The following is a 17,373-nucleotide window of genomic DNA, read 5'->3' on the forward strand; positions in this document are numbered from 1 at the left end:
CAAGCCCGCTCCCACATTTGTTATGCGGTGGGTTTAGTTGCTGGGGCGGGCCTTCAGTTGCTCGGCCGCAGCCTTGGCCAGGTCCGGCGGCAGGAAGTCCTTGTCCGGGTTGTAGTCAGCCTTCAGGTACCGCGCCAGATCCTGCAGATCCCCCGGGTTCAACGTCCCCGCCGCCTGCTTCAGGCGCAGGTTGTCGAGGATGTAGTCATAGCGGCTGTTGTTGTAGTTGCGCACCGAGGAGTAGAGCTGGCGCTGCGAGTCCAGCACATCGACGATATTGCGCGTGCCCACCTGGTAACCGATTTCCGTGGCTTCCACTGCGCTCTGGTTGGAGATGATCGACTGGCGGCGGGCCTGTACTTGCTCCACGTCGGTATTCACCGCGCGGTGCAGGTTGCGGGTGTTTTCCACCACCTGGCGGCGCAGGCCTTCGCGTTGCTGCTCGGTCTGGCCCAGGCGCGAATATGACTCGCGCACCTGGGAGCTGGTGAGGCCGCCGCTGTACAGCGGGATATTCAGGCGCAGGCCGATGGTGCGTTGCTCGACATCGCCACGATAGGGCTGGCCGAAGGCGTTGGGGTTACTGAAGCCGAGGGCGTCGTTGTCGCCTTTCTCGTATTGCGCCACCGCGTCCAGGGTCGGCGCGTGGCCGGCCTTGCGCTGCTTGAGGGTCTCTTCGGCAGCCGTCACCGCATAGTTGCTGGCCAGCAGGTTCAGGTTCTGTCGCCCGGCGGTGTCGACCCAGGCTTTGGCGTCGTTCGGTGCCGGCGGCAACACCGGCAGCGTGTGGACAATGCCCTGGATCGCGTTGTATTGGCGGTTGGTCAGGGTGATCAGCGCTTCAAACGCGTCATCCACCTGGCGCTGGGCGAGGATCCGGTTGGCGCGTGCGGTGTCGTAGCTGGCCTGGGATTGCAGCACGTCGGTCTTGTCCGACAGGCCCACGTCGAAACGCTCGTTGGACTGGTCCAGTTGGCGCTTGAAGGCCGCTTCCTCGGCCTTGGTCGAGGCCAGGTTGTCCTGGGCGCGCAGCACGGCGAAGTAGTTTTCGGCGCTTTGCAGGATCAGTTCCTGCTCGGTGGCCGAGAGCTGTAGGGCGGCTTGTTCATTCACGGCTTCGGCAGCCTGCAGCTGGAACCAGCGATCGGCACGGAACAGCGGCTGGCTGAGGGTCGCGCGCCAGGTGTGGGCGTCGCGATTGGCAGTGGCCGAGGGTGTGTCGATCTGGGTGCGCACGTTGTTCACGTCGGCGCCGGCCGAGAGGTTGGGCAGCAGGCCGGCACGGGCCTGGGGCACCACTTCTTTTTGCGCGCCGTATTGGGCACGGGCGGCGGCCAGGTCGGCGTTGTTGTCCACCGCTTCCTGGTAGACGCTGACCAGATCGGTTTTGGTCGACAAGGGCGCTTCTGCTGCCCAGACCATTCCATTGGTCGCACAAGACACGGCAAGAGCCAGTGAAAGTTTGCGCAGCATGAGGCGATCCCTAGATAAATATTACGGCGATAATTTAGCGCCCAAGGCTACGACGAGCAATCCATAGCGTCAAGGCGTTGAGACAGTAGCCGAGTGTAGTGGCCGCACTGCGGCACAACAATCCTGTAATTGCGCCATTCATCACGCTGAATGCACCGCTATTGGCAATTTGCCTGCTCCATGGTCTAGACTGGCCGCGTTCTTGTCGGGGTGCCTTGCTATGAGGCTGAGATCGGTAAATACCGGATCCCGTTGAACCTGATCAGGTTAGCGCCTGCGTAGGGAACAAGATTTCTCGTCACCCGGCGAGTCCTCTTGTGCTTCGTCCGGGATGTTGTTCGACCATCGAACAGCCCTCGTGCACCAAGCACAGCACTGGTTCCAGTGCGTCCGTCCGTCACAGGTTCGCTCCGACAAAAATCCACTGCCTGGATGTGTCTGGAGAGCCCGTGATGAGTACAAAACTAAAAAACACCGTGCATTTGAGTGAGTCGGCCAAGGTTGACTCGGGATCCGTGCAGCCGTTTACCCGCTCGCAAAAAGTCTATGTGCAGGGCACCCGCCCGGACATCCGCGTACCGATGCGCGAAATCAGCCTCGACGTGACGCCCACCGACTTCGGCGGCGAGATCAATGCGCCCGTGGTGGTCTACGACACCTCCGGCCCGTACACCGACCCCAACGTGATTATTGACGTGCGCAAAGGCCTGGGCGATGTGCGCTCGCCGTGGATCGAATCCCGTGGCGACACCGAGCGCCTGTCCGGCCTGAGCTCGCACTTCGGCCAGCAGCGCCTGAGCGATGCCGAGCTGACCGCCCTGCGTTTTGCCCATGTGAAGAACCCACGCCGCGCCAAGGCCGGGGCCAACGTCACACAAATGCACTACGCGCGCCAGGGCATCATTACCGCCGAGATGGAATACGTCGCCATCCGCGAAAATATGAAGCTTGAAGAAGCCCGCGCGGCCGGCCTGCTGACCCAGCAACACGCCGGCCACAGCTTCGGCGCCAGCGTGCCGAAAATCATCACCCCCGAATTTGTGCGCGAAGAAATCGCCCGTGGCCGCGCCATCATCCCGGCCAACATCAACCACACCGAACTGGAACCGATGATCATCGGCCGTAACTTCCTGGTGAAGATCAACGGCAACATTGGCAACAGCGCCCTGGGCTCGTCCATCGAAGAAGAAGTGGCGAAACTGACCTGGGGCATTCGCTGGGGTTCTGACACCGTGATGGACCTGTCCACCGGCAAGCACATCCACGAAACCCGCGAGTGGATCATCCGCAACTCGCCGGTGCCGATTGGTACCGTACCGATCTACCAGGCCCTGGAAAAAGTCGGCGGCGCTGCCGAAGACCTGACCTGGGAGCTGTTCCGCGACACCCTGATCGAACAGGCCGAGCAGGGCGTCGACTACTTCACCATCCACGCCGGCGTGCTGCTGCGCTATGTACCGCTGACCGCCAAGCGGGTGACCGGTATCGTTTCCCGTGGCGGCTCGATCATGGCCAAGTGGTGCCTGGCGCATCACAAAGAGAACTTCACCTACACGCATTTCGATGAAATCTGCGAAATCATGAAGGCCTACGACGTCAGCTTCTCCCTCGGCGATGGCCTGCGCCCGGGGTCGATTGCCGACGCCAACGACGCCGCGCAGTTCGGCGAGCTGGAAACCCTTGGCGAACTGACCAAGATCGCCTGGAAGCACGACGTACAAACCATGATCGAAGGCCCTGGTCATGTGCCGATGCAGTTGATCAAGGAGAATATGGACAAGCAACTGGAGTGCTGTGACGAGGCGCCGTTCTACACCCTCGGCCCGCTGACCACTGACATTGCACCGGGCTACGACCACATCACCTCAGGCATCGGCGCGGCGATGATCGGCTGGTTCGGTTGCGCGATGCTCTGCTACGTCACGCCCAAGGAACACCTGGGCCTGCCGAACAAGGATGATGTGAAGACCGGCATCATCACCTACAAGATTGCGGCCCACGCCGCGGATTTGGCCAAGGGCCATCCAGGCGCGCAGATCCGTGACAACGCCTTGAGCAAGGCGCGGTTCGAGTTCCGCTGGGAAGACCAGTTCAACCTCGGCCTGGACCCGGACACCGCGCGCTCCTATCACGACGAAACCCTGCCCAAGGATTCGGCCAAGGTCGCGCATTTCTGCTCGATGTGCGGGCCGAAATTCTGCTCGATGAAGATCACCCAGGAAGTGCGTGAGTACGCGGCCAACCAGCGCATCGAGGCGGTGGATGTGGATGTGGCCAAGGGCTTGGCCGAGCAGGCGCAGCGGTTCAAGCAGGAAGGCAGCCAGCTCTACAAAAAGGTCTGACTTGGGATTGAAGGCGCTTCTACTGGCCTCATCGCGGGCAAGCCCGCTCCCACATTTTTGAATGTGTGGGAGCGGGCTTGCCCGCGATAGCAATCTCCCCAACAACAAATGTCCCTCTGAGATAACACCCTTGAACACTCAACCCAGCACCTATTCCCCGGACATCGCGGTGCCTGCTGACAAAAGAGTTTTTGGCGCCCGCGATCTGTTTTCCCTGTGGTTCTCCCTCGGCATCGGCCTGATGGTCCTGCAGACCGGTGCGTTGCTGGCGCCTGGCTTGGGTCTGTCGGGCTCGTTGCTGGCGATTTTCCTCGGCACCCTGGTAGGCGTGCTGCTGTTGGCCGCCGTCGGGGTGATCGGCAGTGACACCGGCCTATCGTCCATGGCCGCCCTCAAGCTCAGCCTGGGCGCCAAAGGCGCTAGCCTGCCGGCGCTGTTGAACCTGCTGCAACTGATTGGCTGGGGCTCGTTCGAAATCATCGTCATGCGCGATGCCGCCAGCCTGCTGGGCACCCGTGCCTTCAACGAAGGCAGTCTGTGGGCCAGCCCGTTGCTCTGGACGCTGTTCTTCGGCGGCCTCGCCACCTTGCTGGCGGTCAGTGGCCCGCTGACCTTCGTGCGAAAGATCCTGCGCAAGTGGGGGATCTGGCTGCTGCTGGCGGCCTGCCTGTGGCTGACCTGGAACCTGTTCGCCAAGGCCGACCTGGCCGCGTTGTGGGCCCAGGCGGGCGATGGTTCGCTGCCGTTTGCTGTCGGGTTTGATATCGCCATTGCCATGCCGTTGTCCTGGTTGCCGCTGATTGCCGACTACTCACGCTTCGGCAAACGCGCAACCCGAGTGTTTGGCGGCACGGCCCTGGGCTTTTTTATCGGCAATTTCTGGCTGATGAGCCTGGGCGTGGCTTACACCCTGGCGTTTGCGCCCAGTGGTGAAGTCAACGCGCTGCTGCTGGCGTTGGCCGGGGCTGGCCTGGGGATTCCGCTGTTGTTGATTCTGCTGGATGAATCAGAAAACGCCTTCGCCGATATCCACTCCGCGGCGGTATCCAGCGGCATGTTGCTACGGGTGAAAGTCGAACACCTGGCACTGGCGATCGGGCTTGTTTGCACGCTGATCGCCTGCTTCGCGCCCTTGGCCCAGTATCAGAATTTCCTGCTGTTGATCGGCTCGGTATTCGCGCCGCTGTTTGGCGTGGTGCTGGTAGACCACTTCATCCTGCGCCGACGTGGCCAGGCGCGGCCTGCAAGCCTGCGCTGGCCGGCGCTGCTGGCCTGGCTGGGCGGTATCAGCACCTATCATCTGCTGGCCAATCTGTACCCGGATATTGGCGCGACCCTACCGGCACTGGCGCTGGCAGGGCTGCTGCAATTTATCCTCGGGCGCGCCTTCAGGGGCGTACGGGCACCAGCTCCGGCTTGATGATGCCGTCGAGGCGCGTGTAAGGAATCTGCAACTCGACGTGGCCCATGGCGTAGGGCGCAATGGTGGTCGTAGGGTACTTGAGCACCACCGCGCCGTAGGTCAGCGCCACGTTCGGGGTTTTCTGGAACGGCCAGCTTTTCACGTACTCCGGCTCCAGGCTCAGGCGGGTGCTGATCAGCCAACTGTTGTGGGCTACCTGGGCGGCTTTCCAGAACGCGTCTTCCTTGCCAGGGCGCAGCATGTCCGCCAGGGTCAGGTTTTTTTGCTGTTGGCGTGAGTAGTTGATGAAGCCGCGGCCAGGTTCGCCATGGGCGCCGCCGGTGTCCAGGTAGCTGGACAGTTCGATGATCACCAAGCCGTCATGCTGCTCCCGTACCTTGGCCTGCAAGTACATGCTGTTGCGTGGGCCGGACTCGCGCAGGAATTTTTCCCGATAGGCGTTCAGCGACGCCGGCAGTGGCGCGCCGGGGGTGGTGCGGGTCATTTCCAGCAGGCGTTGCTCGATCAAGGCGTCGAGCTTGGGCTCGTTGGCGAAATGCACCGTATCGATGTTCACCAGTGGGCAATCGGCAGTGGTGCAGCCCGGTTGCACCACTTCGGATGCATCGCGGGTGGCTTCCAGCGGCGCGCGGTAGCTGGGTTGGAACAGGCTCTGGCAAGCGCCGAGCGTCAAGGCAATACAGGCCACGGAGGCGACTTTTAACAGCGACATGGGCGTCCTTCATAAAGCGGAGAGGAGCGAAAGATATGGGGCTTCGACTGTCGGCATCCCAGTCAGTTCGCCACTAAGCTGATTACAGTGAGTTTGACCGCCGCCGCCTGTCCCGGCAACAGGAAAGGGGCTGCACCGACGGGCGCGGGCGCTGTAGGATGGCGCGATGCCGAGACACACACCGCAATAAACGAGGGTTGATATGACCGACAGTGCGAAATCGACGCCGAACAGATTTGAAGTGGTTCAGCGCGACAATGCCTACCAGGGCTTCTACAAGCTTGATCGTGTACAGCTGCGCCACGAGCTGTTCGACGGCGGCATGAGCCCGGTGATCAACCGCGAGATTTTTGTCCGCCACGATGCCGTCTGTGTCCTGCCCTACGATGCGCAACGCGATGAAGTGGTGTTGATCGAGCAGTTCCGGGTTGGCGCCATGGGCCGCACCGACAATCCATGGTTGGTGGAGATGGTTGCCGGTCTGATCGACAAAGACGAGCAACCGGAGGAGGTTGCGCACCGCGAAGCCGAGGAGGAAGCTGGGCTGACCTTCTCTGCGCTATGGCCGATCACCAAGTATTTCCCGTCGCCGGGGGGCAGCACCGAATTCGTCCACCTGTTTTTGGGACGTTGCGACAGTAGCGGTGCTGGCGGTATCCATGGCCTGGCCGAAGAAGCAGAAGATATCCGCGTTACCGTGTGGGCCTTTGAAGATGCCCTGCAAGCGGTACGCGACGGTAAAATTTCCAACGCAGCCAGCATTATCGCCCTGCAATGGCTTGCGCTTAATCGCGCGGAAGTGAGGGGGTTATGGCAGTAAAGGCACGGGAACGCTACCGGGTCGACCTGATCGGCTTGCAAGCCGCTTGCGAGGCTAACTATGCGCGGCTGATGCGCCTGTTGCCGGACATGCGCCATACGCCCGAAGCACGACGGATCGCCGTGACCCACGGTGACCAGATGCTCGGCGTGCTGACCCTGGAAGTCATCCTCACTTGCCCGTACACCAGCACCCTGCGCGTGCGCCAGGAGCACAGCCTGCCGTGGCTGCCGGTGCCGCAGCTGGAAGTGCAGGTGTATCACGATGCGCGAATGGCCGAAGTGGTCAGCGCCGAACATGCACGGCGCTTTCGCAGCATCTATCCTTACCCCAATATGTTCATGCACCAGCCCGATGAGAAAGCACAGCTCAATGTGTTCCTCGGTGAATGGTTGAGTCATTGCCTGGCCCTGGGCCATGAGTTTGAAGTCGTCCGATAGCGTTCGACGGCGTGCGTTTGACGGCTTTCCTCTTTGTGTCCTGCCCCAGCATAATTGCACCCATTGTCCATTTATGTGATTGCCCTGGGAGAACGCCTTGCCGAGCGTATCCACCGTGAACCCCGATGCGCCGGCGTTGCTGGTGCAACTGTCTGACAGCCACCTGTTTGCCGAGGCCGACGGCACGCTGCTGGGCATGAATACCCGCGACAGCCTGCAACGGGTGATCGAGCTGGTGCGGGCCCGGCAACCGCAGATTGATTTGCTGCTGGCCACCGGCGACTTGTCCCAGGACGGTACGCTTGAGTCCTACCAGCTGTTTCGCGACCTGAGCCAGCAGATTGGCGCCCCGGCGCGCTGGATTCCGGGCAATCACGATGAGCCGCAGGTCATGGCCCAGGCGACCATGGGCAGCGCGTTGCTGGAGTCGGTGGTGGATGTGGGCAACTGGCGCATTACCTTGCTGGACTCCGCCGTGCCGGGCTCGGTGCCGGGCTATCTGGCCGAGCCGCAACTGCAATTGCTGGCGCAAGCCTTGAGTGAAGCACCGGGTCGCCATCATCTGGTGTGCTTCCATCATCACCCCGTGCCCATCGGCTGTGCCTGGATGGAGCCCATCGGTTTGCGCAATCCCGAGGCGCTGTTTGCCGTGCTCGACCGTTTTCCCCAGGTGCGGGCGGTGTTGTGGGGGCATGTGCACCAGGAGATCGACCGCCAGCGTAATGGCGTGCGCTTGCTGGCGTCGCCGTCCACCTGCATCCAGTTCGCCCCCGGCAGTGAGGATTTCAAGGTCAGCGAACAGGCGCCTGGCTATCGCTGGCTGCGTCTGCACCCGGACGGGCGGCTGGAAACTGGAGTAGAACGGGTCGAAGGCTTCACCTTTACCGTGGATTACGGCAGCAACGGCTACTAAACCTGCAAACACACATCAAAATGTAGGAGCGGGCTTGCCCGCGATTGCGGTGGGTCAGCCAACAAATCTATCACTGATATAGCGCCATCGCGGGCAAGCCCGCTCCCACACCCCTGGCAGGCCGCGTTCGGCAGTAACCCTGCTCACACCGCGTCATTCCCTGTAAACTGCGCCCCTTTGGCCGATAACGCACGGAGAGCCCGGCATGTCCGCTTCGATCTTGTATATCCACGGTTTCAACAGCGCGCCGGCCTCGACCAAGGCCAGCTACCTGATGGGCGTGATGGACAGTCTCGGGCTGGCCGACCAACTGCGGGTGCCGGCCCTGCATCACCATCCACGCCAGGCGATTGCCCAGTTGGAGCAGGCGATCGGCGAGCTGGGGCGGCCGCTGCTGGTCGGCAGCTCACTCGGCGGCTACTATGCAACCCATCTTGCCGAACGCCATGGCCTCAAGGCCCTGCTGGTCAACCCGGCGGTCAGCCCCCATCGCATGTTCGACGGTTACCTGGGCACCCAGAAGAACCTTTACACCGATGAGACCTGGGAATTGACCCACGATCACGTCGCGGCCCTGGCTGAGCTTGAGGTTGCAGCGCCCCAGGATGCCCAGCGCTATCAGGTGTGGTTGCAGACCGGGGACGAAACACTGGATTATCGCCTCGCCGAGCAGTATTACCGGGCCTGTGCCTTGCGTATCCAGGCTGGCGGCGACCACGGTTACCAGGGCTTTGGCCGACAGTTACCGGCCCTGTTGAGTTTTGCCGGCATTGGCGCAGATCAGTACCAATCCTTCGATTTCACCGCATTGTGAAACCGCAGGTTACTTTTTAATCGAACGACTCACGACGAGACCCCATGGCCACTCCCAGCGCTAGCTCTTATAACGCCGACGCCATCGAAGTCCTCTCGGGCCTCGACCCGGTGCGCAAACGCCCCGGCATGTACACCGACACCAGTCGGCCGAACCACCTTGCCCAGGAAGTCATCGACAACAGCGTCGACGAAGCCTTGGCCGGGCACGCCAAGTCGGTCCAGGTCATTCTGCACGCCGACCATTCCCTGGAAGTGTCCGACGACGGGCGCGGCATGCCGGTGGATATCCACCCCGAAGAGGGCGTTTCGGGTGTCGAGCTGATCCTCACCAAGCTCCACGCCGGCGGCAAGTTTTCCAACAAGAACTACCAATTCTCCGGCGGCTTGCACGGTGTGGGTATTTCCGTGGTCAACGCCCTGTCCACGCAAGTGCGGGTCAAGGTCAAGCGCGACGGCAACGAATACCAGATGACCTTCGCCGATGGCTACAAGGCCACCGAGCTGGAAGTCGTCGGCACTGTCGGCAAGCGCAATACCGGGACCAGCGTGTACTTCGCGCCGGATCCGAAATACTTCGATTCCCCGAAATTCTCCATCAGCCGCCTCAAGCACGTACTCAAGGCCAAGGCCGTATTGTGCCCGGGCCTGCTGGTCAGTTTTGAAGACAAAGGCACCGGCGAAAAGGTCGAGTGGCACTACGAAGACGGCCTGCGCTCCTATCTGGAAGACTCGGTCAGCGACTTCGAACGCTTGCCCAACGAGCCCTTCTGCGGCAGCCTGGCCGGTAACAAGGAGGCCGTGGACTGGGCCTTGCTGTGGTTGCCCGAAGGTGGCGACAGTGTCCAGGAAAGCTACGTCAACCTGATCCCCACCGCCCAAGGCGGTACTCACGTCAACGGTCTGCGCCAGGGCCTGCTGGATGCCATGCGCGAATTCTGCGAGTACCGCAGCCTGTTGCCGCGCGGCGTGAAGCTGGCGCCGGAAGACGTCTGGGAGCGCATCGCCTTCGTTCTGTCGATGAAAATGCAGGAGCCGCAATTCTCCGGCCAGACCAAGGAACGCCTGTCGTCCCGTGAGGCGGCGGCGTTTGTCTCGGGTGTGGTCAAGGATGCGTTCAGCCTGTGGCTCAACGAGCATCCGGAACTGGGCCTGGCCCTGGCCGAGCTGGCGATCAACAACGCCGGGCGTCGCCTCAAGGCCAGCAAAAAGGTCGAGCGCAAGCGCATCACCCAGGGCCCGGCATTGCCCGGCAAACTGGCGGACTGCGCCGGGCAGGACCCGATGCGCTCCGAGCTGTTCCTGGTGGAAGGTGATTCCGCCGGCGGTTCGGCCAAGCAGGCACGGGACAAGGAGTTCCAGGCGATCCTGCCGCTGCGCGGCAAGATCCTCAATACCTGGGAAGTCGACGGCAGCGAAGTGCTGGCCAGCCAGGAAGTGCACAACATCGCCGTGGCCATTGGCGTGGATCCCGGCGCCGAGGACATGAGCCAGTTGCGCTACGGCAAGATCTGCATCCTCGCCGACGCCGACTCCGACGGCTTGCACATTGCTACCTTGCTCTGCGCCCTGTTCGTCCAGCATTTCCGCCCGCTGGTGGATGCCGGTCACGTCTACGTGGCGATGCCGCCGCTGTACCGTATCGACCTGGGCAAGGAAATCTACTACGCCCTGGACGAAGCCGAGCGCGACGGCATCCTCGATCGCCTGGTGGCCGAGAAGAAGCGTGGCAAGCCGCAAGTCACTCGATTCAAGGGCCTGGGTGAAATGAACCCACCGCAACTGCGGGAAACCACCATGGACCCGAACACCCGGCGCCTGGTGCAGTTGACCCTGGAAGACTACGCCGCGACCTCGGAAATGATGGACATGTTGCTGGCCAAGAAGCGCGCCGGCGACCGTAAGGCCTGGCTGGAGTCCAAAGGCAACCTGGCCGAGGTATTGGGCTGATGCGCAGCGGTTTCGCCCTGGCGATACTGTTGTTGAGCGGGTTGGCAGCGACCCAGGTCGTGGCCCAGCCAGCTGTCGAGCTCAAGCTGCTGTCCGAACACCCGGTAGACGGCATGCGCGGCGGTAACCTGTCGGGCCTGGCCTTGTGTGGCAAGGAGTTGTGGACGGTCTCTGACCGCGACGACGACCAGATCTACCGCCTCGATACCCGCGCCGAGACCTGGCAGGCCGAGATGGTGAAGATCGACGTGCCGCCGGTGCCTGAATCGGGCCTGCCCTGGGGTTTGCGCGCACGCACCACGGCGGCTTCGGTGATTCGTGGTGGCGACCTGGATTTTGAAGGCATCAGCTGTGACGCCGTCGGTAATCGTTATATCGTCAGCGAAGCCCACGCGGCGGTGCTGCAAGTGCCGGCAAGCGGCGATCCGGAGTGGCTGAAGATTGCCCCTGGCATGGTTCGCGAGGCGCGGGCCAGTGGCTTGCTGCTGCACTTCAATGCGTTGTTTGAAGGGCTGGCGGTCAATCCCGAGGGCAATCAGATCTGGCTGGCGGCCGAGCGTGAGCGGCGCGGGCTGATTTCGATCAAGCGTGGGCAGAGCGTTTGGGATTGCGACGGCCCCTGCGTACTGTTGAGCGAAGCCGGCCAGGAAATGCAGCCGGCGCAGTTTCCGGGAGCCAAGGCGGTGTCCAAGGACTTTGCCGACCTGGCGCTGTTCAAAGGCAAGTTGTTTACCCTGGAGCGCAATGCGTTCCAGGTCTGCCGACGCGACAGCGTGACGGCCAAGGTCGAGTTGTGCTGGTCGTACGCCGACGAGGCGCTGCAGCCCAACCGACGTTACGCCCAGAGCTACGGCCTGGCAGAAGCCTTGCTGATTGACGCCGATGGAGCCTGGATTGGCATCGACAATAACTTCGGCACCCGGGCCGACGGTGAAAAACGCCCGATGGTCTATCGTTTTGCTGCTCCGGCCGGTGGTTGGAGTGCCCAGCCATGAGTACGCAGCCGCCTGGCAAGCGCGCCGGACGCATATTGATGTTCGTGGCGTGGGGCGCCGGGCTGTTTCTGGCAACACGGTTTTTTGGGCAATGGGAAGCGCGTCAGGAAAACCCCAACGCCGTGGTCACCTCGCAGCAACACGCGGGTTATATAGAAGTGAAACTGGTCGGCAACGGCCAGGGTCATTTTGTCGCCACTGGCCAGATCAACGGCCAGCCGGTGGATTTCATGCTCGATACCGGCGCCACCGACGTGGCGGTACCGGCCGAGTTGGCCGAACGCCTGGGGCTCAAGCGCGGTTTGCCGGTGACCTTGAGCACCGCCAACGGCCGCAGCCAGGGCTATCGCACCCACCTGGAGCGCCTGCAACTGGGCGATATCGTCCTGCAGGACGTACGCGCCCTGGTGGCGCCGGGCCTGGGTGGCGAGCAAGTGCTGTTGGGCATGAGCGCATTGAAACAACTTGAATTTACCCAGCGCGGCGGCACCATGCTGCTGCGCCAGACCAGACAATGATGAGGCCCGCATGAGTGACATCCTTGCAGACAGCTTAGACGGCGTAGAACGCCGGTCGCTGGCTGACTTCACCGAAAATGCCTACCTCAACTACTCCATGTACGTGATCATGGACCGTGCCTTGCCGCATATCGGCGACGGCTTGAAGCCGGTACAGCGGCGCATTATCTACGCCATGAGTGAGTTGGGCCTGGACGCGGACTCCAAGCACAAGAAGTCGGCGCGTACCGTCGGTGACGTGCTCGGCAAGTTCCACCCCCACGGCGACTCGGCGTGCTACGAAGCCATGGTGCTGATGGCCCAGCCGTTCAGCTACCGCTACACCCTGGTCGATGGCCAGGGTAACTGGGGTGCGCCGGACGATCCCAAGTCCTTCGCCGCCATGCGTTACACCGAGGCGCGGCTGTCGCGCTACTCCGAAGTACTGCTCAGCGAGCTGGGCCAGGGCACCGCAGACTGGGGCCCGAACTTCGACGGCACCCTCGACGAACCGCTGGTCTTGCCGGCGCGCCTGCCCAATATCCTGCTCAACGGCACCACCGGTATCGCCGTGGGCATGGCCACCGACGTACCGCCGCATAACCTGCGCGAAGTCGCCACCGCCTGCGTGCGTCTGCTCGATGAGCCCAAGGCCACGGTCGAGCAGCTGTGCGAGCATATCCAGGGCCCGGATTACCCGACCGAAGCGGAAATCATCACGCCGCGCGCCGACCTGCTGAAAATGTACGAGACCGGCAAGGGCTCGGTGCGTATGCGTGCCGTGTACCACATCGAAGATGGCGACATCATCGTCACCGCCTTGCCGCACCAGGTCTCCGGCGCCAAAGTGCTGGAACAGATTGCCGCGCTGATGCAGGCCAAGCCGTCGAAGCTGCCGCAAGTCGCTGACCTGCGTGACGAATCCGACCACGAAAACCCGTGCCGCATCGTGATCATTCCGACCAACAGCCGGGTCGATCATGAAGTGCTGATGCAGCACCTGTTTGCCAGCACCGAGCTGGAATCCAGTTACCGGGTCAACGTCAACATCATTGGCCTGGACGGCAAGCCGCAACTGAAAAACCTGCGCAACCTGCTGGTGGAGTGGCTGGAGTTCCGGGTCAATACCGTACGCCGCCGCTTGCAGTTCCGGTTGGACAAGGTCGAGCGTCGCCTGCACCTGTTGGACGGCTTGCTGATCGCTTACCTCAACCTGGATGAAGTGATCCATATCATCCGTACCGCCGAGCACCCGAAAGCCGAGCTGATCGCGCGTTTCGAGCTGAGCGAGATCCAGGCCGACTACATCCTCGATACCCGTTTGCGTCAGTTGGCGCGCCTGGAAGAGATGAAGTTGCGCGACGAGCAGGACGCCTTGCTCAAGGAGCAAGCCAAGCTGCAAGCGCTGCTGGGTAGCGAAGCCAAGCTCAAGAAGCTGGTGCGCAGCGAATTGATCAAAGATGCAGAAACCTATGGCGACGACCGCCGCTCGCCGATTGTCGAGCGCGCCGAGGCCAAGGCCCTGACCGAAACCGAGCTGTTGCCCAACGAGAAAATTACCGTCGTTCTGTCGGAAAAGGGTTGGGTTCGCTCCGCCAAGGGGCATGATATTGACGCCACTGGCCTGTCGTACAAGGCCGGTGATGGATTCAAGACTGCTGCGGCTGGGCGCTCCAACCAGTTTGCGGTGTTTATCGACTCCACCGGGCGCAGTTATTCGGTGCCGGCTCATACCCTGCCGTCTGCACGAGGCCAGGGCGAACCCTTGACCGGTCGCCTGGCGCCACCGCCAGGGGCAAGTTTTGAATGTGTATTGCTGCCTGATGATGACTCGCTGTACGTCATCGCCTCCGACGCTGGCTACGGTTTCGTGGTCAAGGGCGAGGACTTGCAGGCCAAGAACAAGGCAGGCAAGGCCCTGTTGAGCCTGCCGAACAACGCCAAGGTGATCTTGCCGCGTCCGGTCGAGGACCGCGAAGGCAATTGGCTGGCATCGGTGACCACCGAAGGGCGCTTGCTGGTGTTCAAGATCAGCGACCTGCCGCAGTTGGGCAAGGGCAAGGGCAACAAGATCATTGGTATCCCAGGGGAGCGGGTGGCCAGTCGCGAAGAGTACGTGACCGACATCGCAGTGATCCCGGAAGGCTCGACCCTGGTGCTGCAGGCCGGCAAGCGCACGTTGTCCCTGCGTCCCGACGACCTGGAGCACTACAAGGGCGAACGTGGACGCCGTGGGAATAAATTGCCCCGTGGCTTCCAGCGGGTAGATGCATTGCTGGTAGAAACGCCCGCTTAAAGCGATATAGAGCGCCCGATCTACGATTTAACGCGTAGATCGGCGCTTTCGCGCTGGAGTCATGGCGCATATTCACGGATGATATGGCCTTTCCAGCGCCGGCGTGGCTGAGCGCGTATAGGTTATTTTTAGTATTACATTGTGGTTTGCCTTGTGGCAGCCACCTGGATGGGATGATGACTGCTCCACGCCTTCCTTTATTTTTGATGCTCGCTGGCCTTTTGGGGTTGGCGGGCTGCACCACGCACCAGCCGGTGTCGCTGTACCAGCTGGATAGCGGAAATCCTGCGCAACCAGCGCAAAGTGCTGGCATGGCGGTGTTGCTCGGGCCGGTCGTGGTTGCCGATTACCTGCAACGTGAAACCCTGCTGCAACGCCAGGACGATGGCAGCCTGCAAGGCTCCATCGACGGCCGTTGGGCCGGTAGCCTGTCGTCGGATATCAACCAGTTGATGCTGCGCCAGGTGGCTGGCCACCTGGACAGCCAGCGTGTGGTGCTGTCGCCGGCGCCCACCAGCTTCTCGCCCGATGTGCAGGTCTTGCTGACCATCACGCGCCTGGATTCCGGGGCGTCGCAGCCGGCCATCCTTGACGCGCAATGGCGCCTGATCGACCGCCGCGGCCAGGTGCGGGACAACCGCATCGTGCATCTGCAGGAGCAGCATGCTGGCAGCACGGCCTCCCAGGTCCAGGCCCAAGGCGTGTTGTTGCAGCGTTTGGCAGAACAGCTGTCGGTAGCCCTCAAGCCATTGGCCAACCAGCCACCGATTGCCGAAGCCCCGCGCAAACAGGCCCCGGCACCCGCCAAGCCGGCAGCCCCGGAAAAGCCGAAGATCCCAATGGCTTCGCCGATTCGCACCGACATGGAAGTGTTCCGCTTCTGAGGTAACAGCCCCTGTAGGAGCGAGCTTGCTCGCGAAAAACTCAAGGGCAACGCGCTCATTCAGGATAAGCGCGTTAACGTTGACGATCTTCGCGAGCAAGCTCGCTCCTACACAGAGCCAATAAAAAGCCCACCCATGAGTGATCATGGGTGGGCTTTTTGTTGGGGGAGAATTCACCCCTTGTTGCGGGTCTCATGCATCCGCGCCAACTGGCGCTCCAGCATCGACGGATAAGGCTCCATCAACCGCTCAACACAGCACGCGCCTTCCGGGCTGGCAATCGGGCGGATGCGCGCGCGTTGGCGGATCAGCGCGTCGTCGCTGATCTTGCGCTCCACCAGCAGCAGGTTGCGGCTGTGTTGCGACAAGGCCAGGGCGTCCTGGGCGTTTTCGGTCAGCAGCAGGTCGATCTGGCTCATGCCATACAGGTCGTCGCCCAGGGTCAGGCCCAGTTGCAGTTGCAGGGTGATGCCGCTGTCAGCGACTTCAATTTGCAACGCATGGCCCAGGGCCCGCAGCAGCTCGCCGCAGCAGATGGCATTGGTCAGGTAGTCTTCGCCGCTGTCTTCGCTGTGGAACAGCATCAAGGTGCTGCCGTCGTTCAGGGTGTGCAGCTCGCTCTGATACAGCGAGGCAGCCTGGTCGAGGCAGTCGCGGTAGCGTTCCAGCAGTTCGGTCAGGCGTGCACGGGGCAGGCGGCGCAGTTGGTCCTGGGCACCCAGTTGCACGGCCAGTACGGCGCTGTGCTGTGGCTGGGTGTTCTGGGAGACGGCAGGTGTCGGGGTCGGCAACGTTGCAGGCGTTGAGTCGTCACGCAGGTCGGCAAACGGGTCGTCATCGTCCAGGCTGTCTTCGTCGGCCTTGATGACTGTGCGCGGTACTGGCTTGAGGCCCGCGACCGGTGCCGACTCGTCGAAGCTCGGGTCACGCAGGTTGCGCACTTCAAACTCGGGTTCGTCGTCGTAATCGGCGTCGTCAAACTCCGGTTCAGGCTCGACCTCCTGTACCACCGGCTCTGGAGCGAAGCTGGTGTGCAACTGGCGGGCAAGGTCGCCGATTTCATCCTGGCGGTCAGTGGCCGGGGTGTGCTCGTCGATATCGCGCAGCCAGATGCGCAATTGCATCAGGGGCGTGGAGATATGCCGGCCCAGGCGCAGGCTCAAGGCCAGGGCCAAGGCCAGCAGGATCGCGCTGAGGATGCCCATGCTTTGCAGGCTGATGGTCATCGGCTGCTGGAACTGTTGCATGTCCAGGCTGATGCGCAGTTGGCCGGCTTTCACATCCTGAAACGTGATATTGCTCTGGTACAGGCCTTCGGCTTCACCCAGCAGGCCGTTCTTCGGGCGTTGCCCGGCTTCGGCCATGATCCGGTTGTCTACGCTGTAGATGGCCGCGTGGGCCACCAGCGGGTTCTTGGTCAGGTTGTTGAGCAGCACGTTGAGGCTGAGGATGTCGTTGGACACCAGCAACTCAGTCGCCGAGGTGGCGGTCTGGGTCGTCAAGCTCTCGCCCAGGGCGTCGGCTTGCTCGTGCATGGCCTGTTTGAACTGCAAACCCATCACGCACGCATAGATCACCAGGGCCAAGGCGACCAGGATCACGTTATGGCTGGCGATGCGTAATGCGATCGGTACACGGCGGTGGCGCAGTGCCCGGAAGATCAGCAGGAAGAAGTTATCGGTTTTTACTGGCGTGGGCCGGTTCACTTGCGCTCGGCTCTTGGTCCGTGAAGTTGACGCGCAGTATAGCGACAGGCCCAAGACCGGCAAAGCGCTGGCTGTGCCCGATGGTCACTGAAAGTGGGTAGAATGCGGT

14 protein-coding genes and 1 riboswitch are annotated in these 17,373 nt (G+C 62.1%); of the genes, 11 read left to right on the forward strand and 3 right to left on the reverse strand.

The features are described 5' to 3' along the window. Positions 1-33 precede the first annotated feature (33 nt). On the reverse strand, positions 34-1,473 hold the full coding sequence (locus tag HKK57_RS11735) for a TolC family outer membrane protein (protein ID WP_070996444.1): 1,440 nt from the start codon (positions 1,471-1,473) through the stop codon (positions 34-36). A 196-nt stretch (positions 1,474-1,669) separates the two neighbouring features. Next, a riboswitch (TPP riboswitch) is annotated at positions 1,670-1,775 on the forward strand. 150 nt (positions 1,776-1,925) lie between these two features. On the opposite strand from HKK57_RS11735, the gene thiC reads away from it, so the two are divergent. Further along, positions 1,926-3,815 carry a phosphomethylpyrimidine synthase ThiC gene (gene thiC / locus HKK57_RS11740; RefSeq protein WP_159906283.1) on the forward strand — a complete coding sequence of 630 codons (1,890 nt, stop codon included), beginning with the start codon at positions 1,926-1,928 and terminating at the stop codon, positions 3,813-3,815. A 130-nt stretch (positions 3,816-3,945) separates the two neighbouring features. Then, positions 3,946-5,235 (forward strand): putative hydroxymethylpyrimidine transporter CytX, encoded by a 1,290-nt coding sequence (cytX, locus tag HKK57_RS11745; RefSeq protein ID WP_029299161.1) that lies wholly within the window; start codon positions 3,946-3,948, stop codon positions 5,233-5,235. On the opposite strand, the gene HKK57_RS11750 is transcribed toward cytX, so the two are convergent. Next, positions 5,204-5,950: an RsiV family protein gene (locus HKK57_RS11750; RefSeq protein ID WP_029299159.1), complete on the reverse strand. Its 747-nt coding sequence runs from the start codon at positions 5,948-5,950 to the stop codon at positions 5,204-5,206. The genes cytX and HKK57_RS11750 overlap by 32 nt on opposite strands. 202 nt (positions 5,951-6,152) lie before the next feature. Between HKK57_RS11750 and HKK57_RS11755 the strand changes: the two genes are divergently transcribed. The 9 genes from HKK57_RS11755 (at position 6,153) to HKK57_RS11795 (ending at position 15,558) form a co-directional block, all read left to right on the forward strand. Beyond that, a complete protein-coding gene (locus HKK57_RS11755; RefSeq protein WP_029299158.1) occupies positions 6,153-6,770 on the forward strand; it encodes an NUDIX domain-containing protein in 618 nt (205 codons plus the stop codon). Then, positions 6,761-7,210 (forward strand): DUF1249 domain-containing protein, encoded by a 450-nt coding sequence (locus HKK57_RS11760; RefSeq protein ID WP_029299156.1) that lies wholly within the window; start codon positions 6,761-6,763, stop codon positions 7,208-7,210. Before HKK57_RS11755 ends, HKK57_RS11760 begins: the two co-directional genes overlap by 10 nt. A 97-nt stretch (positions 7,211-7,307) precedes the next feature. Further along, on the forward strand, positions 7,308-8,123 hold the full coding sequence (cpdA, locus tag HKK57_RS11765) for a 3',5'-cyclic-AMP phosphodiesterase (RefSeq protein ID WP_029299155.1): 816 nt from the start codon (positions 7,308-7,310) through the stop codon (positions 8,121-8,123). 205 nt (positions 8,124-8,328) lie between these two features. Next, a complete protein-coding gene (locus HKK57_RS11770; RefSeq protein WP_029299153.1) occupies positions 8,329-8,937 on the forward strand; it encodes a YqiA/YcfP family alpha/beta fold hydrolase in 609 nt (202 codons plus the stop codon). 44 nt (positions 8,938-8,981) lie between these two features. Continuing rightward, positions 8,982-10,886: a DNA topoisomerase IV subunit B gene (gene parE, locus HKK57_RS11775; protein WP_032862074.1), complete on the forward strand. Its 1,905-nt coding sequence runs from the start codon at positions 8,982-8,984 to the stop codon at positions 10,884-10,886. Then, on the forward strand, positions 10,886-11,881 hold the full coding sequence (locus tag HKK57_RS11780; protein ID WP_169390201.1) for an esterase-like activity of phytase family protein: 996 nt from the start codon (positions 10,886-10,888) through the stop codon (positions 11,879-11,881). Before parE ends, HKK57_RS11780 begins: the two co-directional genes overlap by 1 nt. Further along, complete coding sequence (locus HKK57_RS11785; RefSeq protein WP_029299149.1) at positions 11,878-12,399, forward strand: retropepsin-like aspartic protease family protein; 522 nt, start codon at positions 11,878-11,880, stop codon at positions 12,397-12,399. The genes HKK57_RS11780 and HKK57_RS11785 overlap by 4 nt, the downstream gene beginning before the upstream one ends. Positions 12,400-12,409: 10 nt before the next feature. Then, positions 12,410-14,674, forward strand: a complete 2,265-nt coding sequence (gene parC / locus HKK57_RS11790; RefSeq protein WP_057437367.1) for a DNA topoisomerase IV subunit A — start codon at positions 12,410-12,412, stop codon at positions 14,672-14,674. A 176-nt stretch (positions 14,675-14,850) separates the two neighbouring features. After that, positions 14,851-15,558 carry a PqiC family protein gene (locus tag HKK57_RS11795; RefSeq protein WP_029299146.1) on the forward strand — a complete coding sequence of 236 codons (708 nt, stop codon included), beginning with the start codon at positions 14,851-14,853 and terminating at the stop codon, positions 15,556-15,558. Positions 15,559-15,731: 173 nt separating this feature from the next. Here HKK57_RS11795 and HKK57_RS11800 read toward each other — a convergent pair whose 3' ends face one another. Beyond that, positions 15,732-17,264, reverse strand: coding sequence for an AhpA/YtjB family protein (locus HKK57_RS11800; protein ID WP_029299144.1), 1,533 nt, complete (start codon positions 17,262-17,264; stop codon positions 15,732-15,734). Positions 17,265-17,373: the final 109 nt, after the last annotated feature.

The organism is Pseudomonas sp. ADAK21, from assembly GCF_012935735.1.
Lineage (GTDB): Bacteria > Pseudomonadota > Gammaproteobacteria > Pseudomonadales > Pseudomonadaceae > Aquipseudomonas > Aquipseudomonas proteolytica.